Annotated in this window: 20 protein-coding genes; all 20 read right to left on the reverse strand. The window is 39.1% G+C overall.

Going from position 1 to position 22,314, the window contains the following annotated elements:
* Positions 1-3 precede the first annotated feature (3 nt).
* The 20 genes from AB1401_03060 to AB1401_03155 all read right to left on the reverse strand — a co-directional run bounded on the left by AB1401_03060 (position 4) and on the right by AB1401_03155 (position 22,312).
* On the reverse strand, positions 4-1,338 hold the full coding sequence (locus AB1401_03060) for an aminotransferase class III-fold pyridoxal phosphate-dependent enzyme (GenBank protein MEW6614439.1): 1,335 nt from the start codon (positions 1,336-1,338) through the stop codon (positions 4-6).
* An 86-nt stretch (positions 1,339-1,424) separates the two neighbouring features.
* A complete protein-coding gene (locus tag AB1401_03065; protein MEW6614440.1) occupies positions 1,425-2,270 on the reverse strand; it encodes a TIM barrel protein in 846 nt (281 codons plus the stop codon).
* On the reverse strand, positions 2,267-3,121 hold the full coding sequence (locus tag AB1401_03070; GenBank protein MEW6614441.1) for a class I SAM-dependent methyltransferase: 855 nt from the start codon (positions 3,119-3,121) through the stop codon (positions 2,267-2,269). The genes AB1401_03065 and AB1401_03070 overlap by 4 nt, the downstream gene beginning before the upstream one ends.
* 9 nt (positions 3,122-3,130) lie before the next feature.
* Positions 3,131-3,979 carry an N-acetylneuraminate synthase family protein gene (locus AB1401_03075; protein MEW6614442.1) on the reverse strand — a complete coding sequence of 283 codons (849 nt, stop codon included), beginning with the start codon at positions 3,977-3,979 and terminating at the stop codon, positions 3,131-3,133.
* 141 nt (positions 3,980-4,120) lie between these two features.
* A complete protein-coding gene (locus AB1401_03080; protein ID MEW6614443.1) occupies positions 4,121-4,588 on the reverse strand; it encodes an HAD hydrolase family protein in 468 nt (155 codons plus the stop codon).
* Between the two features lie 56 nt (positions 4,589-4,644).
* A complete protein-coding gene (locus AB1401_03085; GenBank protein MEW6614444.1) occupies positions 4,645-5,184 on the reverse strand; it encodes an acyltransferase in 540 nt (179 codons plus the stop codon).
* 24 nt (positions 5,185-5,208) lie between these two features.
* A complete protein-coding gene (locus AB1401_03090; protein ID MEW6614445.1) occupies positions 5,209-6,180 on the reverse strand; it encodes an NAD(P)-dependent oxidoreductase in 972 nt (323 codons plus the stop codon).
* Between the two features lie 23 nt (positions 6,181-6,203).
* Entirely contained in the window at positions 6,204-6,929 is a 726-nt protein-coding gene (locus AB1401_03095) for an acylneuraminate cytidylyltransferase family protein (protein MEW6614446.1), read from the reverse strand.
* Entirely contained in the window at positions 6,926-7,903 is a 978-nt protein-coding gene (locus tag AB1401_03100) for an NAD(P)-dependent oxidoreductase (GenBank protein ID MEW6614447.1), read from the reverse strand. Before AB1401_03100 ends, AB1401_03095 begins: the two co-directional genes overlap by 4 nt.
* 97 nt (positions 7,904-8,000) lie before the next feature.
* Positions 8,001-9,389 (reverse strand): radical SAM protein, encoded by a 1,389-nt coding sequence (locus AB1401_03105; protein ID MEW6614448.1) that lies wholly within the window; start codon positions 9,387-9,389, stop codon positions 8,001-8,003.
* 90 nt (positions 9,390-9,479) lie between these two features.
* A complete protein-coding gene (locus AB1401_03110; GenBank protein MEW6614449.1) occupies positions 9,480-10,865 on the reverse strand; it encodes an NAD-dependent epimerase/dehydratase family protein in 1,386 nt (461 codons plus the stop codon).
* Between the two features lie 33 nt (positions 10,866-10,898).
* The gene (gene neuB, locus AB1401_03115) at positions 10,899-11,936 is read right to left on the reverse strand and encodes an N-acetylneuraminate synthase (protein ID MEW6614450.1); all 1,038 of its coding nucleotides are present in this window, start codon (positions 11,934-11,936) and stop codon (positions 10,899-10,901) included.
* Positions 11,937-11,961: 25 nt separating this feature from the next.
* Positions 11,962-13,116: a UDP-N-acetylglucosamine 2-epimerase gene (neuC, locus tag AB1401_03120; GenBank protein MEW6614451.1), complete on the reverse strand. Its 1,155-nt coding sequence runs from the start codon at positions 13,114-13,116 to the stop codon at positions 11,962-11,964.
* 49 nt (positions 13,117-13,165) lie between these two features.
* Positions 13,166-13,831, reverse strand: a complete 666-nt coding sequence (locus tag AB1401_03125) for a NeuD/PglB/VioB family sugar acetyltransferase (protein MEW6614452.1) — start codon at positions 13,829-13,831, stop codon at positions 13,166-13,168.
* Between the two features lie 2 nt (positions 13,832-13,833).
* Positions 13,834-15,003, reverse strand: coding sequence for a DegT/DnrJ/EryC1/StrS family aminotransferase (locus tag AB1401_03130; protein ID MEW6614453.1), 1,170 nt, complete (start codon positions 15,001-15,003; stop codon positions 13,834-13,836).
* A gap of 51 nt (positions 15,004-15,054) precedes the next feature.
* On the reverse strand, positions 15,055-16,203 hold the full coding sequence (locus tag AB1401_03135; GenBank protein ID MEW6614454.1) for an NAD-dependent epimerase/dehydratase family protein: 1,149 nt from the start codon (positions 16,201-16,203) through the stop codon (positions 15,055-15,057).
* 47 nt (positions 16,204-16,250) lie between these two features.
* Positions 16,251-18,257, reverse strand: a complete 2,007-nt coding sequence (locus AB1401_03140) for a hypothetical protein (GenBank protein ID MEW6614455.1) — start codon at positions 18,255-18,257, stop codon at positions 16,251-16,253.
* A 21-nt stretch (positions 18,258-18,278) separates the two neighbouring features.
* Entirely contained in the window at positions 18,279-19,757 is a 1,479-nt protein-coding gene (locus AB1401_03145) for a Wzz/FepE/Etk N-terminal domain-containing protein (GenBank protein MEW6614456.1), read from the reverse strand.
* A 34-nt stretch (positions 19,758-19,791) separates the two neighbouring features.
* The gene (locus AB1401_03150) at positions 19,792-21,096 is read right to left on the reverse strand and encodes an alkaline phosphatase family protein (GenBank protein ID MEW6614457.1); all 1,305 of its coding nucleotides are present in this window, start codon (positions 21,094-21,096) and stop codon (positions 19,792-19,794) included.
* On the reverse strand, positions 21,056-22,312 hold the full coding sequence (locus AB1401_03155) for a GTP-binding protein (protein ID MEW6614458.1): 1,257 nt from the start codon (positions 22,310-22,312) through the stop codon (positions 21,056-21,058). Before AB1401_03155 ends, AB1401_03150 begins: the two co-directional genes overlap by 41 nt.
* Positions 22,313-22,314 lie beyond the last annotated feature (2 nt).

Raw genomic sequence — 22,314 nt, forward strand, 5'->3', positions numbered from 1 at the left:
ATATTAATTAGAAACGGCATTTCTTTCTCTAAGCCCCTTGAATACAGGAGCTCCCACTTTGCAGGTCAGAAACTCTTCGATGTCCTTACCACTTGTAACCGCTTTTTTTATAACATTACATGCCTTGTCAAATGCCCAGACAAGATGCTCTAAATCTTCCTTTGAATGAGAGTAAGATAACATGAGTACCCCTGCAAAACAGAGTATTCCCTCTTTGAACATCTCCTGCTGATAAAGTGAGGCAAATTTATAATTCTGAATCCCATTTTCATCATGGGTATTTACCATTAAACGCACCGGGTAGCCGGCAAGAGAGACATATTTTTTAATTTCATATTTGTCAATCACAGCCTGAAGGTTTTTTTCCAGAAACTCACCTTTTTCCCAGAGCTTTGAAATCACATCATTTTCTTTATAAAAGTCAATATTGGCTGAGGCTGCTGCTAAGGTTAAAACCTCAGGTGCATAAGTCGTAGAAAGGAATACATGATCGAAATGTTTCATGTATTCTTCTTTCCCTGCTATCACACCTAAGGGCATTCCATTTGTAATTCCCTTTCCAAAGGCTGCCAGGTCCGGAATGACATTAAAGAATTCCTGTGCTCCTCCTATACGAAAGCGAAAGCCTGAAATCATTTCGTCAAAAATTAAGAGTGCACCATTGGCGTGGGTGAGTTCTTTTACCTTATTCAAAAAGTCATCTCTTGGTTTTTCCGCAATAACAGGCTCCATCATTACTGCCGCTATCTTATCAGGGTAGGTTTCAAAGAGTTTCTTCAGTCCATCGAGGTCATTGTATTCAAATGTCTTTGTCAATGCCTTAACACATTCAGGAACACCCGCATTGCGGTCTGTTGACCCGATATACCAGTCACCATAACCATGATATCCATAAGTGAGGATCATATCCCTTCCTGTAACATCCCTGGCGATTCTAACACTGGCTGTGCAAACATCGCCTCCATTTTTAGAAAATTTAACCATCTCTGCACATGGGATGCACTCAATAAGTTTTTCAGCTACTTCTATTTCAAGTGGATGAAGCATGCTGAACAGGATACCCTTTTCAAGTTGCTCCTTTATGGCATCATTAATCGGTTTAAAATTATGCCCCAGAGTTGTTGGCCCACATGCCATTACCATATCTATAAATTCGTTTCCATCAACATCCCAGACGTGTGAACCTTCCTGTCTTATCAAATACTTGGGTGCTGCGCCATCAGGGTAGACCCCTGGAGACCTGCTGAAAGTCTGTGTGCCTGTTGCGATAACTTTACATGCCTTTTCCCATAGTTCATTGCTCTTTTTTATTCCATTTTTTAGTCCTAAATGTTTCATTGTTCCCTCCCAAATTAAACAAATCAGGATTTAGTTGATAAAAAGGATTCGAGTCCGCCAGAGGTGGAAAGGGTTCAAGTGTTTAGCTACGAAAATCCATGACTTTTCAAAAATGGCATTATCCATTGCAGTTGTTCTTTGAAGATTTTAATTCCCTCATCATCCCGGTATGCCTGCATAATAAATGGCCCCTCGTAACCTACCTTTATTAGAACTGCAAAAAACCTTTCAAAATCAGTATCACCACTTCCAAGAATTACCGATCCACCATTCAATAGACGATCTTTAATGTGAATATCGCTAATACGACCTCCATAAGCCTTAAGTTCCTCTTCTGGGTCGTATCCCAGAGAAGCGCTGTTCCCGGTGTCGTAATTTACAGTAATTTGTGGAGAGTCAAGCTTTCCAAGCAATTCTGAAAAGGGTCCTGGTGCGAGGTCGGTTTCAAGTGCAAGATTTATTTCCAGTTTTTCAACTAGGCTCACTGCTGGTCTGACATTGCTGATAAACCGCTCGATATTTTTGTTATTGTTAGCCAGCGTGGCTTGATCCACACAGGGAATTACTATATCGCAAACCCCTAATTTTGAACTATTGATTATAAGAGTTTCCAGAACTTTCTGACTCTCTTTGAGAGCCATGTCAGATGAGCTATGAAGAGGTGCTTCCATAAAATAATCTGCACAGATGCTTTTTACAGCAACGCCTGTTTTTTCTGTAAGGGTCAGAATTTCATGTATGCCTGGTTCATTCATAACAGGATTTTCGTAAACATCATTAGAGTCGAGGATAAATTCTATAAGATCCAGTCCAAGACCAGCAGCAATAGAAAACTCATCCTTCCAGTAGCCGACAGGATGAGCCTGGTAACGACCCCTGTATTTCGGAAGGAGACGGCCCTGCATAATACCAAGCTGAGATCGTTTGCTCATAGTTGTTCCTTTGAAAAACTTGCCAGAAGTGTATCGCAATGACCTATTGAAGCCAGCTGTTTTTCATAGGCGTCATGAAGTTCACGTGAGTTAAGGAAACTCCACTCCTTATGCCCTCCGGGTTTACCTCTGGCTAACCAGTATAAATGATTAGACAATGGATACCTCTGGACTTGTTTTATATAGTTTACTGTAAGACATGTAGATTCTGCCAGTCTGAAAAGGGTTGAGACAGAAAATAAGAAAAGATGACAACTCCAGTATGTAAAATTTGAAAATGGTTTGCTCTTGTATAGTTGCAACAATGCATCATTAGCATTAGGGGTCTCTATGATTATTTGTCCTTTATCTTTTAGCTTCTCTGCCAGTCTCGTTAAAATGCTGCGCGGGTCTGGAATATGCTCCAGGACATGAAAGAGGGTGATAACATCAAAAAAATTAGAGATGTTATTGAGGTCAGGGGAAACGTTAAGGTTATTTTTTAAAAAGTGTGATTGTAAACGCCTTTCAGGTTCAACCCCTTCAACTTTTTTAGCTATGTCACGTGCTCTTAACAAAAATCCGCCGGTTCCACAGCCAAAATCAAGAATAGATTTGTTCTCTATTAAAGGTTTGAAAAAATCGAAACGCCTTTCATCATCCCATTTAGCTTCTCGTATCAATGTCTCAATGTCTATATCTCCCTCGTGCATCCCGGATGATTCGTAGAATTCTTCTTTGATGTGTGAAAAGGATGACAAAAAAACCAGTCCACAGTAGGTACATTTGATAATTTCAAGGTTAGGATTGTCTCTAACTCTTCCGGTTCTTTTCTTAAAGTTTTTCCCCTGGCAAAGATAGCAGGTATGCATGTTAGTTTTTTATTTAGTATTTTTTTGCGGGATATGAGCCCTTAATTTATTTATAATAGGTATTTCACTTTCAGGGATAAAAATATTACCATTTCCCATGGCCTCCGGGATTTTACGTATCGCCCCTACCAGCATTCGCAGCCCTGCAGGTTCAATAGAAGCAGCCTGGTCTGAACCATACATGGCACGATCAAGAGTTATGTGTCTCTCTAGAGAGGTTATACCAAGGGTTGCTGCAGCATAAGAGATTGCCAGTCCTACTTCATGACCGCTGTACCCAACATTGCACTTAAACCGTTCCCTTAGTGTTTTGATACAGTTAAGGTTTGCATCTTTGTCTTTCATGGGATAGGTAGACCTACAGTACATAAGTTCAAAAGGACATTTATGTTTGCGGAAAATCTCTACAGCATGAGAGATTTCTTCTAATGTGCTCATGCCTGTAGAAACAAAGGAGTGTTTTCCTTCGGAGGCTATCTCCTCGATCAATTCGTCATAGACAAGCATAGCAGATGCAACTTTGTTATACTTCAGGTTAAACTGTCTTAAAAATTTCTGGCTTTCAATATCCCATGCTGAGGCAAACCATTCAATTCCAAGCTCTTTACAATAACGGTCTATTTCTTTGTATTCTTCCAGACCAAATTCTAATCCTTCTTTCTGGTCCCTCTGGGTTGTGCCCCAGGGACTTTCTCTCGGAGAATCAAGCATCTCTCTGGAATAAACCATATGAATTGTCCGTTTTTGAAATTTTACAGCATCACAGCCGGCATCTTTAGCCACTTTAATTAGCTCTTTTGCTATATTAATATCGCCGTTGTGATTTATACCTATTTCAGCAATAATAAAGATGGACATTACAGGCTCCTTTTTTGGTTAGTATTCTTCTCCCATTTGATTGGTGAAAAGGATTCGAGGATTCCTCACTCGAATCCCTGACTCCTTGACCCTTTGAACCCTCTTAATCCATTAACTAATTTGGAGATGATCCAAACATCATTATCCTTCCAGCATGTCTGCAAGTTCTCGGACAACACCATATCCTCCGCGTGTTTTTAATGCTAAAGCAACCTTCAAAATTAATGGATGTGCATCAACAGGGCATACCGGCATCCCTACTGCCTTCATTACGCTTAAATCGTTAACGTCATTACCTACATAGAGAACCCTGGACAATTGACAGCTGTTTTGGTCACAGAACGATTTCAGAGCCTTCAGTTTATCTTCGCAATTATACAGGACTTGAAGACCAATCTTTTTTGCACGAGCCTCAACTACAGGGTTTGACTCTGTTGAAATAATTATCTGAGGTATACCAAGTTTCCTTATCATTTTTATGCCCAAGCCATCTGATCTGTTGCAGTAAACTGCCTCACGGCCATCCTGAAAAACAAGCACTCTATTATCAGTCATGACACCATCAAAATCATATACAATAAGATCAATCTTTTTTAATGGTAATTTCATTTCTTTTTTATCGTGTTAATCAATGATTTCCTTTATAAGGTCGTATAATGTACAATCTATTTTAAGTTTTTAATCAATCTGGCTGGATTACCAGCTACCACAGTAAATGGTTCAACATCCCTGGTAACAATAGCACATGCACCGACAACCGAATTCTGGCCAATCGTTACGCCGGGAAGAATGATAACATTGGCGCCTATCCATGCCCCGCGGCAAATCCGCACTGGCTCTACAGGATAATGCCCCTGGTGCTTAATTGGAATATCAGTCATATCATACCGATGATTTGAGACATAAATATGAACGCCGGTTCCAATAGCAACATCATCTTCTATGGTGATAGTTTCGCTTTCATTTTCCAGGGAGGTTCCCGACAATACTGTCCCTGGATGGATTGTCACATTTTTGCCTATAGAGATTTTCGAGGGAGAATGACTATATGCAAATGGTCTAAACTGTGAGCCCTCTCCGAACGACTTAAATTTCTTCTCGCATATCCATCTCGCAGTTTTTGGAAAATATAGAAAAAAATGCGTAAGCGGAATATCGGGTCCCAACCTGTCACATGTCCAGAACCACCATAGTCTTTTAAACATGGAGATTCCCTCCTGAACTCGTCCTTATTCCGTACCCCTAAGTGTTTCACAAACAAGTTGAATGGTTCTTGTCTGTGTCTTTATCCATGCATCCACAGTTGCTCCTGCATAATGCGGAGTAATGATTAGGTTATCATGCTCTCTGGCATATTTGATCAATGGCGACTCATTGAATCTGACTTTAAAGTCAGATTGATATTCGTCAGCTAAAACGTCCAGTGCCGCTCCGCCCAGATGTCCTGATTCAAGTCCTTCCAGTAATGCGGATTCATCAATTAATGCTCCCCTTGCTGTATTCACTATAAAAGAACCAGGCTTCATTGCCTGAATAAAAGTCTTGTCAATAATCTTTTCAGTCGCTGAAGTATGATGGGCATGCACGGATACAATGTCAGAACATTGTGCCAGCTCAAATAAGGTTGAGCACTGTTTATAAGAAGGATCTCTTGATGAGGGGCTGTAGTAGTATACTTTCATGCCGAAGGTTCTTCCGTAAGATGCGACAATTGAACCAAGCCGTCCAAGTCCAACAATTCCGAGAGTCATCTGTGATAGCATATGGGGTGTTCTGTGCCCAAATTGGCGTCCATTCCATTGATATGCACGTACAGCTTTATGCGCTGATGGGATTCTCCTGACAAGGGCAATCAGCAATCCCCATGTTAATTCAGCTGTAGAGGTTATTGTTTCAAGAAATTCCTTCTGTCCGGAAAGCGAAACAATATTTATACCCTTTGAAACGGCATATTCAACATCAATATGTGGAACGCTCAGGGTAGAGCTCGCAATTATCTTCAGAGATGGACAGCGGTCTATCTTCATCCTGTCAAATTGAAACCCCAGAGGTGCCACTGTAACTTCGATAGCATGAAGTGCCTCATCAGTATCATGATCGGGATCAGGCAAAGTAATAACCTCAAAATTATCATGCATAAGCTCTAATACAGAACCCTGATAATTAAGAATTTCGTAATATAAAAGTCTGGATTTTTTCAATTTTGAACTTTTTGAAAGAGGACTTATATAATAACCAACTTATTTTTAATCATCAACTCCGCTATTTCAATGTCTTCATGTCCATCAAGGTCATAGGCGTTATACAATGGTATAACAACAGGAATACTCGGTCGCCCGAAAATAGTTTTTTCCTCAATCAACGGTTTGGTGCGTGTCACAATCAAATTGCCATATGTATAATAAACTGGCTTTGTTTGTTTACTGTAGCCTTTTTTTCTTTCCTCCTCGTACACAAAAGCAATGTCTTTCCCGTCATCATACATAATCCTCTGATTATGAGCATGAAACTGATGCGGTACTTTGACAACTGTCTGAGAACTTTTTGCATCCGGATTAATGAGCAAGGCATTGACTGCAGCATCAATCTGTTCAGGAGTAATAAATATCGAGGTAGGCTGGAATAAGGCTAAAATCTCTGCAAGAGCCCCTTCCGTCTTTTCAATGGTTTCAACCGCATGAATCATTACATCAACCGACGCAACAAGGTCACCGCTTAAATACTCTGGTCGATCAATAACATCAATGCCGAGCGTTCTACATGTTTCGGCAATCTTCTGATGGTCGGTTGAACATATGAGTCTGCTGATAGTTTTTGCCTTTTTTGCCGCATTAATCGTGTATTCAATAAGTGGCTTACCACAAACAGGCACCAGGTTTTTAAGAGGGATGCTTTTAGAACCTCCCCGTGCTGTGATTATTCCCCATGCCACACCTTTCAGTATGTTCACATTACACCTGTATTTTTCAGTTCCTGAATTATCAAGTCAACTACATGTTTCTCTGTCTTTTCCCATGCATCAACAGTGCAGCCTCCCATTTTGGGAGTAATTATAAGATTGTCATGGGTTTTAGCATATTGAACGAGTGGATGTTTGCTGAGGTTTTCTTTAAAGTCAGGCAGATGCTCACCTTTTAGTATATCAAGACCTGCGCCTGCCAGATATCCTGAAGTTAAGCCTTCAAGCAGTGCACCTTCATCCAATACCTCTCCCCTTGCTGTATTTATTATGAATGAACCGCGAGGCATAGCATGTATAAAATCTTTGTTTATCAAATTCTCAGTTTTTTCTGTTAAATTAAGGTGAATTGAAACAATATTGCTCGATTGAGCTAACTCTATAAGGCTATTACATCTTATGTATCTTTCATCAGTTACATAAGGATCATAATAAAAAACTTTCATTTTAAAAGCCTGACCATATCGAGCAACCAAAGAGCCTAATCTCCCAAGTCCAACAACACCTAAGGTCATAACAGAAAGCATTTTAGGCGTTTGCCTGCCAAAATTGTATCCATCCCATTTTCCTTCACACACAGAATTATACGCGGGAATGATATGACGTGTCACTGCTACGATTAATCCCCATGCAAGTTCTGCTGTTGGAGTTATTGTAAAGAGAAAAGCCCGCTGATCTTTTAGAGAACAGATGTTTATTTCTTTTTGTTTAACATAATCAACATCTATATGAAGCAATCCTGTTGTAGGGGATCCGATAACCCTAAGATTTCTGCATTTATCAATTTTTTCCCTTCCAAAAACAAATCCCATAGGTGCAAAAATAATTGTGGCTTCCCTGAGTATATCCTCAGTATCATGATTTGGATCAGGTAATTTTACTATGTCGAAATGCCTGTTGATGTAGTCTAATGTACCTTTTTGAAAATCCTGAACTTCATAGTACAATAATAATGGTTTTTTCATTTTAAGGTCAGAAGTGATTAAGATTCGAATCTATAAATGCTCAAAGCGGAATTGACGTCGTATGTGCTTATCGTTCATCGAATAAAGAGGGAAATCATTATTGTTGGCGGAAACCTCTGAAAGTAGCATCGTTTGATAGATAAAGCTTTTTTGCCTGTTCAATTGTGACAGACGCTTTTTTTTGAAAATAATCTTTTATGAGGGTGGTATTGGCTTCTAATAAACAACAATGAAATTCATCGTCACTCATATCTGTAAAATTTACAGATAATAAATCTGAATTGGTATGTTTATTTTCATAAAAATCTTCACAATCGTTAAGAAGCCCCTTTTCTATAGCATGGTAATAAAGTGGTGATCCAGGGTATGGTGTTACCGGCCTTATAGTACGCATTTGAGCCCCATCACCGTATTTCAGTAAAAACTCCACCCCCTTTTTTAATATGTCTCTGTTGTCTCCAATATTACCGAATATAATATTAAGACCAGGACTTATTCCTGCATTCAGAGTAGCTTCAACACCCTTAATAATTTGCCCGGTTGTAAGACCTTTTTTCATGTTTTTTAATACCTGGTCATCCATAGATTCAATGCCGTAATTAATAAATGTACACCCCGCCTCTTTCATCAACCTCAACACCTCAGGCTTGGCATAGTTTAATCTCCCGTTACAATCCCATTTTATATCTAATTTTATACTAATAAACTTTTCACATAAGCTTACCACTCTTTCCATAGATGACATCAGCAGTTCATCTGAAAATATAATATATGTGATACCATAGTTCTTCTTTAGAAGCATGATTTCCTCTATGATGTTCTCCTCACTCCTTGGTCTGTACCCTTTGTCCATTCGATAACAGAAGGTGCATTCGAATATACATCCTCTGCCTGATAAAACAGGCATTACCAGGTCAGTATTTGATACATGAGGTGGTCTTAAAAGCCTGTAATAATCTACAGGAAATAAACTGAAGGCAGGTAATGGTATGCTGTCAACATCTTTTATTAACAGACGTCTCTCATTGACAATTACCCTATCTTTTTCACGAAAGGCTATTCCTTTAATGCCATTTAATGATTTGTGCTGTTTTATTGCTTCTAGAAGTTCAATAATTGTTATCTCGCCTTCCCCGATAACTGCTGCATCTGCAGAGGTTTTTTTAAGAAAATACTCTGGTTCAGGAGAAGGGCCGTGTCCCCCGATTATATAAAATGGCCTATTTTTTGATCTGTTTATTGCTTCAGATATTTTAAGCAATTTTCTATACTGATAGTACCCTGCTATTACACCCACTCCAACAATGTCAAACTTGTTATTATCCAAAAACTCAGTCAGGTGTTCATCAGGATAATGAAACTTGTCTTGATTATATATTTCTACCTGGTATCCTTCTTTTAAAAGTACTGAAGCAATATAGGCGAGGCCCTGTGGGAACCAATGTATATAAGATTCATTATCATATACTACTAACAGGATTCTCATTATTGTTTACCATTTCCCTTTTTATAAAATCCATAACCACTGGACAAGAGTTAGCTAAATTTAAGAAAAACATAAATATATAAAAGTCTTTTAAATTCTACTTAACGATAGATAATTGTGGTATTTTGAGTCGTTGTAATCATGGAACAGGTTTTCTTGCCGGTATGCAGTAACGAAATCTTTAATAGTATCAGCCAGTTTATATTCTACCGAAAACCCTAAGTGTCTCCTTATTTTTTCAAAACTTACTCTATAGTTTCTTTTATCTATCTGGTCCTTTAAATATTCTATTTCCACCTCAGGCAGAATGTTTTTAATAATCATGCCTATCTGGGATAATTGATAGTTCTCTCTTGAGTCTCCCAAATTGAAGACTTGATTTTTAACCTTTTCCCTATCGGTGTGTAGAACCTGGATAATACCCTCACAGACATCCTTGACAGATATGAATGGTCTCCATTGAACACCACCAAAAATCTTTATCTTTTTTTCTGCTAACGCTTTGATAGTTAATAAATTAACTACCAAATCGAATCGTTGCCTATAGGACTTTCCGTGAACCGTAGCCAGCCTCAGGATTGTGGGGCAAAAATTGTTACTACCATAAGACAAAATTGCCTTTTCTGATTCGATTTTACAACGGGCATAAAGTGAAACCGGATTCAGTTCAGATTCTTCATTAATCTCATGGTCATTCTGGCCATAGACACTACAACTTGATGCAAAGATAAGACGATTTATTTGATTCTTCATGCATTGTTCAACGATTCTATGAGTTGCTAAGTAGTTGGTTTCAATAGTAAATGATTCATTGATGCTACAAGCAGGGTCTCCAACAATCTCACCAAGGTGTACTACAGCATCAACACCATCCAGAACCTGTTTTATGGTTTCCTCGTTTCGACAATCTCCTCTGATGAATTCCAGATTTTCTCCTTCAAAATTACAAATAGGATTTTCTCCGTAAAGAAGCAGATCCAACACCCGTACCTTATATCCCTTTCTCAGGAGTTTTTCTACTAAAACGGAGCCAATATATCCTGCGCCTCCTATAACTAAAATTTTTTGGGGAGGGAGTATCATGCCATTTCCAATAAAGCTTCCGGAAGTCTGCTTGTTGAATAAGTCCTCTAAAATATCAGGCAGATAAATGTAATCGATTACACTCCTTTTTTTATCAACAATTGGTACCAGCATTTTCTCTGATTTAATAAAGAGTTGTTTTCTCATTTCTAATGGGATGCCATCAGCGATAACAAATGGTGTGGTCTTCATAATAGTTTTGACAGAAGCATTCAAGTCAAGATTGCTTAAAACAGCTCGTCTGATGTCAGAATCCATAACAATACCCATGAGTTCTCTGTTCTTATCACAAATGAATACTCCGCGGGTACCAGTATTGCTTATGGTTTCTATAATGCTGCGGATTGTAGAGTTAAGGGGAACGATGATGTCTGATAAATTCTTTTTTTTCATATTTCTCCTTGTTTCTTATAATGTATTGAACATTTAAAGGTCAAGTTGGGACCACTGGATCAAATGGTCTGCCAGTATATCTTTTTTAGCCCGGGTACCTGGTATCACTTTTAAAAACTTGGGGGGTATGCCTGTTCCCGGTCTTTTTGTTGATAGGTCATCTCTGTTAATAATCTGACCTCTCCTGATATTTTTAAGGGCAACAATGCTTTTCCTTGCAACATCCCTTATGTTTTCTTCTGAAGGCATACATCTCTTGATACCGTCTCCGAGGGCAATTTCAAGGAGTCTTATTTTCCGCACCATTTCCTTAAATTCATTTGGCTCTAAAGAAGCTCTATGATCTCCACCTTCCATATTTTTATCTAATGTAATATGTTTTTCAATAACAACAGCCCCCATCCCTACGGCTACTAAGGGGAGTTCTATCCCTTCGGTATGATCAGAAAAGCCAACCGGAAGATGAAATGCAGATCTAATGGTTTGTATAGCCCTGAGATTAGTGTCTTCCCATTTGGCAGGGTAGTCTGATAAACAGTGCATTAGAATAACGTTTTTTCTGTTTTCTTTGCCAATTGAGTTAAGAGCGTCCTCTATCTCACCGAGGTTAGCCATTCCAGTTGATAGAATAATAGGTTTGCCAAAGGAACCAATATACTCAAGAAGAGGAAGATTTGTGATCTCCCCGGACGGGATTTTAAAGAAGGGAAGATTCATTTTATGCAAAAAGTATGCACTTTTGTGATCAAATGGTGAAGAAGAAAAGATTATATTTTTCTGTTCACAGAAGGTTTTTAACTCTTCCTGTTCACTGTGGCTCAAGCTCATTCTTTTCAGTCGCTGAAATTGAGATTCTTTTGTATCTATAGCCTTAATTTGGTAGATTGCTTTTGGAGCATTTTCCGTGATCATCTCTTCTGGTGTAAAAGTCTGGAATTTAGCCACATCAGCGCCTCCCTCGGCTGCTACTTCAATCAGCTTCTTGGCAAGAGATATATCCCCATTATGGTTACATCCTATCTCTGCGATAATCAATACACTTTTTTTTATTAATTCGAAAAGGGTATCCATAAACCGAACCCTACCCCTGGATAATCTAATATGTCATTTTTTTTCTAATCAGACTTTCATCAATTTTCAAATCTTTCAAGATAGAGACTATTCTTTCAGACGCATGCCCATCCCCATATGGAGATTTGCAGTGTTTCACCTTTTCTTTAAATTCGTTATCAAAAATGGCTGTTCTGATAGCTTCCATAATCTGTTCTTTACTGTGGTCAACATCTATTACATTATCAGCCCTGAGCCTTCCTTCCTGACGAATCCCAATGTTTACAAAAGGGATTTTAAATGAAGGTGTTTCCAATACGCCAGAACTTGAATTGCCAATGAAAACACTTGCAATATTCATCAGTCCCCAAAAATCTGAAAACTCGATATTCTTGTGTAGCTGAAAATAGAGGCGCTCACTGTATTCCAGCATTACCTTTATAATTGACTCATAACCTGGATCAGAACAAGGATAGACTGCAATAGTCTGATAACCAAGTTGATCAATAGCTTCCATCGTCTGGCGCATCTGGTATTCAGCATCTTCTACCTGCCACGTAACAGAGTGCTGTAACAATAACAAAATAGGCTTTTCAGTATCCAGGTCAAACATTTGTTTTACCTTATCAGGATGACTAAAACGCTTCTGGCGTATCAAATCCATAACCGGTAAGCCCACATTATACACTCTCCAGGGTTCCTCTCCCATTTTCAGTATTCGATTGGCGCTATCCTGGTTTGAGGCAAAGTGTATGTTTGCTAATTTTGTAATAGCATGCCTGACAGGTTCATCAACTCCACCCTGGCAGATATCCCCACCAGCTAAGTGGACGACAGGGATATTCATCTCCAGTGCACATATGACCATTGCTAATACTTCACCTCTGTCCCCTAAAACAAATACAATATCTGGTTTTATTTGTGCCAGCAATTCTGATATCCCCATTATTCCGATACCAATAGATTTAGCCCTTGACATCTTCGAATCAGAATGTAGAGCTGTTTCTACAGAATATACATTTTCTGTCCACTTAGTTACCTCTTTGATGGTATTCCCAAAAAACGGGGAAAGATGCATATCAGAGGCTATGATTGAATAGGATAGTTTTGCCTCTTTCTTTATCAATTCAATAATGGGAACCATGTGGCTAAATCCTCCACGTTTCCCTGTGAAAAAGCATATATGTTTATTGGTGGACATAAAATGTTCTGTAATCGAAATCGAATTTACTCATAGTTCGGGGAGTTACTTAACTCCGTGTGCACTTTTTGCGGTGAGAATCAGTTTTAGTTACATGAGCTGGAACCCCCGCAACAGTCACATTATCGTTTACATTTGCCAGAACAACTCCTCCAGCCCCTATAACGGAGTACTCACCTACCTCAATTTTTGGGGCAACTACCGCACCAGTATAAACCGTTGCACCTTTTCCAATTTTTACATAACCTGCCAATGTAACCCTAGGAGCAAGATTCACATAATCTTGAATAACGCAGTCATGTTCAATAATAACACCAGCATGAATCATTACATGATTGCCAATACTGGCATAAGGTTGGATAACAGCATTGGAATTTACTATTATACCGTGCCCTAATACTGCTGTCCTTGCAATTACTGCTGTAGGATGAATAGCATTGATATACCCGGGAGAATATTTTGATAGCCTCTTTCCCAGTTCTTCTTTCGTTTTGTTTTTGCTACAACACAAAAGAAGATAAGGTTTCCTGTTCTTCAGGTAGATATCTTCAAAATTATCCAAATTACCAAGCAGATCAGCTCCATCTAACTTTTCAGTGAGCGTTTCTTCTGGTAGAGAAATTAACCCGGCTACAGGTACTTCTCTCAAATGGAAGATTTCGAGAGCATATTTTGCCTGAGCGCCGGTACCGATAATTAGTATCTGTTGAGACATAGTCAGTATAAATTGAGAACACTTTCTACAATATATTTAAGATCTTCTTTCTGAAGCGCAGGATGATTTGGTAATCCAATGATACCTCCGGCCAGTTCTTCGACATTAGGAAGATACAGCCGTTTGTAATCTGGAATATTTGATTCTGGTTGACAGGCGAAAGGGCATCTTCCGGGATAGGGACTGTAATCCTGGACAACTTTCTGCTTGTATAATGGCATATGATATCGTTGCCTCACCTCAATCCCCCTTTTTTTAAGTCTCTCGACCACATCACTTGTAATAAAACCTTTCCCTCTTTTGACTACTAGAGGGCACCAAAAAAAGGTATGCTTTACTTTGTCAGATAATTTAGGAAGGCCGAACCAATTTTTAGTCTCTTTTCTTAATTCGTTTAATAGAAATAGTGAGTTCTTAATCCTTTGCTCATTAAGTCTGTCAAGTTTCTTGAGTTGCACCAACCCTATCGCAGCTGCAATCTCGTTCATTCTATAATTATAACCGAGAACTAGATGGTCATCACGATTTATCATTCCATGACTTCGTATTTGTTTTACTTTCTCAATCCATGCTTCATTATCTGATGTAATCATTCCTCCTTCGCCAGTAGTCATGTGCTTAGTAGCGAAGAAAGAAAATGCCCCTATATGTCCAATACTTCCAACTTTCCTACCCTTGTACTCTGTTCCATGTGCCTGGGCGCAATCTTCGATTACATAGAGCCCGTGCTCATGAGCAATTTGCTCAATTTCGTCCATCTCGGCTGCGTTTCCATAGAGGTGCACCGGTATAATCGCTTTTGTCCGTTGTGTAATTCTCCTCCTGATATCTTCAGGTGATATGCAAAAGCTGTCTCTATCAATATCAGCAAAAACAGGGATGGCATTTTGGTGGAAGACAGACGTAATAGTGCTCATAAAGGTAAGAGGCGGAACAATAACCTCATCTCCGGGTCCGATACCCAGAACTGCCAGGGCTGTATGCAAGGCAGCAGTGCCATTATTTACTGCTGCGGCATATTTCACTCCTACATAAGAGGCAAACCTGCTTTCAAACTCCGAAACATTTTTACCAGATACAAACTGTCCTGATAAAATTACTTCTCGGACAACAGAAACCTCTTCCTCTCCGGTAATTGGTACGGCTACTTTTATATTCCTTTCATCCTGCATTTCCGTTTATCTCCGAATATGGTGCATCCAGACCGCAGAAACACCTATCTGTTATCCCAAAAAGCGGTCTTTATACTGTCCGATAATCTCCTTATAAGGAAGCAGTGACTTCAGCATCTGTTGTGTTCCCGATGAAATAGTATATTTAGGTTCAGATAGGATGTTAGAGAAATTTGTTGTATCCACTGTCATTTGATGTTCTTCTTTTTCTACTCTCGGATTTGGGATATGCTTTATCTCAATCTCAAGACCCAATTCCTTTCCTGCTGCCCTGATTGACTCAGCTAAGCTCACAATACTAACTATTTCTGAGGTTTGATTGTAAACCTTAAATTCCGCGGTCTTTTTTAACTTCAATGTATTTACACTCGATTGCACAACATCCTCAAGGGATATCTGTGGTTTTTTCTGTTCACCTTTGCCGTAGATGGTAATAGGGTAACCTGCAAGAGCCATAGCGCAAAAACGGTTGAGTACAACTCCGAAATAAAAATCGAAGTCAAATCGGGTAGCTAACCGTGGATCAAGCTTAGTTTCCTCTGTTTCTGTGCCATACACAATCGCTGTCCTCAAATCTGTAATAGATAGTTTCCACTGCCTATTGGCAAGCCATAGGTTATTGACATCGTTTGCCTTGCTCATGTGGTACCATGAACCAGCCATGCCCGGGAAAAGGATCAGGTCTCTTTCCCCTTTATTTTCAGCCATAACGAATCCCTCGGGAATTTCAAATTCAGGTGTTCCATAGACTCCCATAGTTGTTGTTTCGATAAAATGACAACTCTTCTCTAAATTGTTTTCTTTAATAGCCCAAAGGAGATTTCTTGTGGATTGGTTGTTATTAAACTGGGTAAAATTAGCGCGTTCTCCATTTATCTGTGAGTAAGGAGCGGAAGGCTGCGCTGCAAGATGAAGAACAGCATCAAATTTATACATCTCAATAAGCTGCTTGACGAAATCTCTATCGGTAAGATCACCCTCTATAAAACTGATATTTGAAAAACCAAATTCCCTGGCTATGGTGAGCCTTTCTTCCATATTCAAAACGGGTATGGCAGATATGGAACCAGATTCTTCTACCCATCGTTGCCTGCCCATATTATCAACTCCTATTATCCTCGCCTCTGGAAATTCCTTTGATAATTTTAGTGCCGTAGGCCATCCCATATAACCATCGATCCCTGTTAATAAAATATTCATTTTTTATCCCCTTAACGTTAAATCTGAAGTTTTATATACCCTGCCTTTTATCTAGATTCAATCGAAACAGTATGAGGGAAATCCTTAAAACCTTCAATATATTGTGCAAAGGTCCCGTTACTTGTCTCCAACAATTCGCTAAATATTTTTTTGATTCTAACAAAACAGTTTCCATCGAATTCAGGTCCTGCATAATGATTTCTTCTTATTTCTTTGATTACCTTTTCAGGGAAGCCGTTTTCTAATCCATAGTTCAAGTATGCTACGAGTTCTTCCTGGTTTCTGGCGACTAACCGATGATAGTATTTTCTATAAATGTGATATTCCCCCAATTGACGTAAATCGTAATAAGTGACAGGTATGCCTGCTATCAGGGCTTCACCGCCCAGACTGCTTGAATTAGTACAGATACACCAATCAATTACTGAAAGAAGATCATATGGGTCCATAGCTGGGTCTATTAATATCCGGTCAGATGGAAAAGACAGTAATAAGTCCTGGAACTCCGGATGTTTAAATTCATGATTAGTGCCCTTTGGCTTAACAAAAAGAAATATATCATCTCGCCCTTTTGCCCAGTCAAATACTACCCTGTAAAAATGCAAGAGGAGAGTCTTGGGAAATATATCATCTCGTCCTTTTGTCCAGTCAAATACTACCCTGTAAAAAAGTAAAAGAAGAGCCTTAATCTTGGTAGGGTGACTATCCTTGCTAAAAAATGAAGTTGCGAATACTGCAATTATCTTTCTTCCTTTATCTTTTATTTCCTTGGTCCAATCAAATTCATTTTTTTTTGCCATGTTTAAGTAAATATGATCTGTATTCGGGGGTCCCACTATAGGTATATTTCTAATTCCTTTCATAAACGGCCCATGTTTCTTTATATAAAAGTCTCCCCACATAAAGAAATAATCGAATACATCCCCGTATAGTTGCGGTCCAAGTGTGATAATATCGCCATGGCACATGGAAACGGTTTTGATATCCTTCTTGTTAGCAACGATTGTCAGGACGTGGTAAAATAACGGGTAATCAGTTCTGAAAACAATGACCTTTACTGTGATGTATTGCAATAGTAACTCTGCCTTAATAATGTTTGGAACAATCATTGTAATCCATAGAGCAATCATTGAATTGCTTTCTTTTTGAAAAAGATTGAATATAAAGGTTGGTAACAATAACTTATAGTATCTATTCAGGAAATTGGTAAAATATTTCAAATCCATTTTTATTTCACTATGATCTAGGAGGATACCTCCGTTGTCTTCTAAGTAATCTTTTTTTTCCTGGTTAAATCGTTCAAATGAACTGGCATGTATCGCCTGATCGATTCTGAACACACCATTTTTAAAATATAAGAAATCACTCCATACCCTTTTTTCCAGGAATCCAAACCGATGTTCGAAGAATATCTCTCTTTCTATAGGTTTTTCTTTCTGGGAAAGAATGACATTGTTGGAGATCAATTTCTTAACAAAAAGCAGAAATGGGAAAACAGTTGCTATAACAATCATAACCATTCTTTTGATTGTTTCGGTAATATAATGTGCCCATAAAGATGGCTTCACAAGACTAACATTACTTCCAGCATACAGCTCATGAACATATTTTGAGAGAAACACGTTTGAGGAAGGAACAATTTTAACTTTACAATCAGGGTTTCTTTTCCCAATCTCCCTTGCAAAAAAATAAACCTTTAATATTTTGAAGAAGTAATCAGCTGCCATTTTTTTTACAGGATGGATATATCTTTCGTCTTCACCAAATTTTATAAGGCATTTTGCTAGCCTAACGTTATTTTCTGTAAAATACCTTTCTGTCCATTGAACTGCCGACTCGATTATTTCGAAATATAAAGCAGGGAAATCAGAATAGGACAATCCTTTCAGGTTAAATGTTGTTGTTATCAACCTAGGCAGCCTATTGTTCCTATTATTTTTTTCAATATAATATACTGTTCGAAATCTAAATTTTGTTATGACCAGAAACACAAAACTGAAAAGATTTAATTTCTCAAGGATTAGTATTTTCGGTAATTTTTTCAAGGCGTTCAAACGTCGTTCCCTTTCAACCCACTAGGTGATCCTGTGAGATAGTATCTTTTTTATGCGGAGTAACGGAGAAGAAGTGGGAGGGATGATCACAATTGCTTTCGCTTGGTGGTCCGTAATCTTCTCTAAACTCTCCTTATGAAGAGCCAATTCTTTTATATATGTGTTGCCTATTTTAACCACAGGAAAAGTAATATCTGCCCACTCCACCAGATCAAATATGAAAGGAGACATTACGCCATGTGGGGCATCTGCCAGTACATAATCGTATTTGGAAAAATCTCCTGAACCCAGATTTTTTTCAGACGTACTTTTTAGATTAATGGTATTAGAAGGATTAGCCATTAACTTTTTATGTATCTCCTCATATATCTTCTGATTGTCAGTATTGTAGTTAATCACTAAAACCTTTCTGCCTATTTCGGATAATGCCTTTCCGATTTTACAGATCAAGATGGTTTTCTCAGGATTCTCATCCATACTACTGAAGACTATCTTTCGTGGGCATGTATCATCATTGACCATAAAGGAGCTTTCTATGTTTTTTCTTATTATTTTTTCTTCTTCTGAAATATACATTGTTTCAGCAAGGTTTTTCCTCCCTCTCCAGTTTAGGGTTAAGGTGCCTGAGATGGGCATACCTATCTTATCTATAGCTTCCATTTCGTAGATTCTTTTATCCAGAGCTTCCAGAGCGAAAGCCAATAATATACCGATGGTGAGACCAATCAGTGCCCATGTTAAGGCTATTTTTCTCCTCTGGGGTCCTACAGGTACTTCAGGTATAAGGGCACTATCCAATACCGTGAAGTTGGAATATGTATCTTCTTCAAGTTTGGCTAAATCATACTGCTGGATAGAGGATTGGCGGACTGCCTCTAGTGCCAGTACATTTGAGAATTGCCTTTTATAATTTTCAAACCTTATTGTATTGTCACGGAGTAATGCCTCGCTTCTTTTGATCTTTTCTCTTAAACCGTCTCTGTACGTTTTGAAATTTTTTTCCAAATAATTCCTTAAAGCCACCGGATAATAATTGGCTATGTCAGCTGCCTTTTTGGGGTTGGCTGACTCGTATGTTACGACAATCGTTCCCTCAGAATCAGCGGCATTGACAGACCCTTTGATAGACAGGGCAGCCTTCTCAACCGGTTCTCCTTTGGCCAGATTAAAGTGTCTGACTACATCTTCTGCTACTACCCTGCTTTTCAGTATAGTAATGAGATTCTGGCCGGGTCCGCCAGCCGGCCTGATGCCTAAAGCAGGCATCTGAGTTCCCGCAAGATTACCCAGTGCTTGCGAAAGCCCAGTCATTTGAGGGGCTGAGCCACTGGGCAGTATTATAGTTGTAGATGCCCTGTAGATATTGGGAAGTTTCTTGGCGTAAAATACAGCTCCAATGGAAAAAGCCAGTATACAGATGATAATATAGATTTTCCTTCTATTAAGGATTCTCAAATATCTTAAGAGAATGCCAAAATAATCGTCTTCATTTTTGGCCATAGTAATACCTCTTTCTTGTTTTCTTGAAGATAATCTACCCAAGACCCTCCATAATGCCAAACACATCAAAAACGCTTGGATTTTCAGGGATATAATAACCCTCAGAGCCTTTGACAATTAAGAAGGCATCATTCTGTGTATGTTTCCCGGTAAAGATGGTAGTTTCTGTAAGCGCTTCAGCCTGTAGCCGGGCCTTTAGATCAAACCCTCTATTAGGAATTAATACCAGATCCGGGGCTCGGTCGAGAAGGGAGCCTGTGTATATCTCCTCTCTTCTATATACCTGTTTTATCACTTTCTCACCTTCAACCTCAAGGGCATTGAAGGCATCGGTTAAATCACTAATGATAATATCTTTGTCCTTTTCTTTTACGCTGCCCCTTGGATACTTTGTAGCCTTGTTTACATAAATCCTATTTGGTTCAAGGGCAAATGCCCGAGTCCCTTGATCTATATCATCATAACTACTGTCAGGAGTTTTTTTTAGCTTCAGAAAGCCAGTTTTTCTTAAATAGTAATTTATATAGATGGATTTCTTCATCCTTTCGAAACCATGATCAGAAAGGATAATTAATGAGTCCTCAGGGCGTGTTCTCCATACAATCTCTCCAATCGCTTCGTCGATAGTATTAAAATATCGGAGAAAGGTATTATGGTATGGATGGGTATTGTCTTCATAAGCCTCCCATAAAAAGTGTCCAAGTCTATCCGTACCCGTAAAAACCAGCATGAAAAGCCCCCAGTCCTCCTTATCCCATAGATAACGGTATGTCCGAATTCTGGCATCGAGGGTTCTGTTTAAATCATCAATAAACAATTCCAGTGATTGATGGCCTTTTTCAGAATCCACGTCGATATGGTAATTAAGCCTTTTAATCTCATTGACCAATGAGGGAGGGTACACAGCCTTTTCCAAATCAGGGGCTACAAAGCCAGAAATTAAAATCCCATTGAGTTGACTGGCTGGATATGTCGAAGGCACATTGATGATAATAGATTTTCTACCATTCCTGTAATTCCAGAAAGGTATCCCATGTAAATTTGTAAAATTAGGGAAATAAAGACTGTAAGTCCCGGGCACCAGGTCTGTGAAACCATATATTCCGTGTTCTCCTGGGTTCTTGCCGGTTATTATGGAACTCCATGCCACAGAGGAGATGTCTGGTATTGAGGACTCCATCTGCCGGAAGATACCCTCTTCAATTAACCCCCGCATATTGGGCATAACGCCCCTTGATGATAAATCCTTTATCAGAGAATAAGGGACGCCATCCATACCAATAATGATTGTGCGCTTGTTAGGGCAGAGAAAAGTCATCGGCAATAATCCCTCCGGCACAAACCTCTCCATGTCGGGTCAGAACGAATCTGCCCAATTCCTCGGTCTTATTAAAGTCTTCAAAGACCATAGGATTGTCAATGGAGATTGTAACCTTGCCAACCTCAGTTTCCATCAGGATGTTACTGTTGCTTTCTATTATCTCCAGGGTTGAGGAGTTTATTCTTGTTTCAATGCTTTCTATGTGGCATTGCTCCTCCGCGGTAGCACACCTGATAGCCAATTGATTCTCGGTATAAAGCGGCTCAGACGATATCCAGAAGATGTTGGCATTTATTTTTGTCTTTATTTCAGGGGAATATTGGGGATGGCAAATTACTTCTCCTCTTCTCAGGTTAAACTCATCTTGAAGGATAACTCCAATACTCTCTCCTGCCCTGGCAACATCTTTCGTGGCCTGATATACCTTGATGGATTCTATCCTTGTTCTTGCCTTACTGGGTAAGATTATAACCTCGTCTCCCTTTTGTACCTTACCCGATAAGATCCTGCCTGCCAGGATCTTATTTTGATCGGAAATATAGGTGTCCTGAATCGGGAATCTCAAAGGCTTTCCAACAGGATCTTCTTTGGTTTCTAGCTTGTCAAGTGCCGCAAAGACTGTAGGTCCATTGTGCCATCTCATATTTACTGAAGCCCTTGCGATATTGTCTCCCAGCCTTGCCGAAATCGGGATGGCATAGTTAGGTTTTATCTCCAAAGAGTTAAGAAAGCTTGATACCTTACATTTTAATTCTTCAAAACGGTTCTGACTGTAATTGACCAGATCCATCTTGTTAATTGCCAGGATAACCTGTTTTATACTTAACATTCCCAGTATATAGGCATGCCTCCTGGTTTGTTCCTCTATTCCGTCTAAAGCTGACACAGTAAGAATTGCTGCTTCTGCCTGGGATATTCCGGTAATCATGTTCTTGATGAATTCCCCGTGTCCTGGCGTGTCAATAATAACATAGTTTCTTTTGCCTGTTCTGAAGAAAGACTGGGTGGTCTCAATGGTTTTCCCTTCTGATTTCTCTTCCTCTAAATGATCCATTAAGTAAGCAAATTCTATTGGTTTGCATGCTTCTTTAATACCTTGATCGATCTCTTCCATAATGTCTGAGGGTAGCGAGTTGGTATCATAGAGTAATCTTCCAATAAGGGTTGACTTGCCATGATCAATATGGCCAACGATGGCAATGGGAAGAGTGGTTTCAACTCCTCTACTCTTCAATT

The sequence above is a fragment of the Thermodesulfobacteriota bacterium genome (assembly GCA_040757775.1).
Classification (GTDB): domain Bacteria; phylum Desulfobacterota; class UBA8473; order UBA8473; family UBA8473; genus UBA8473.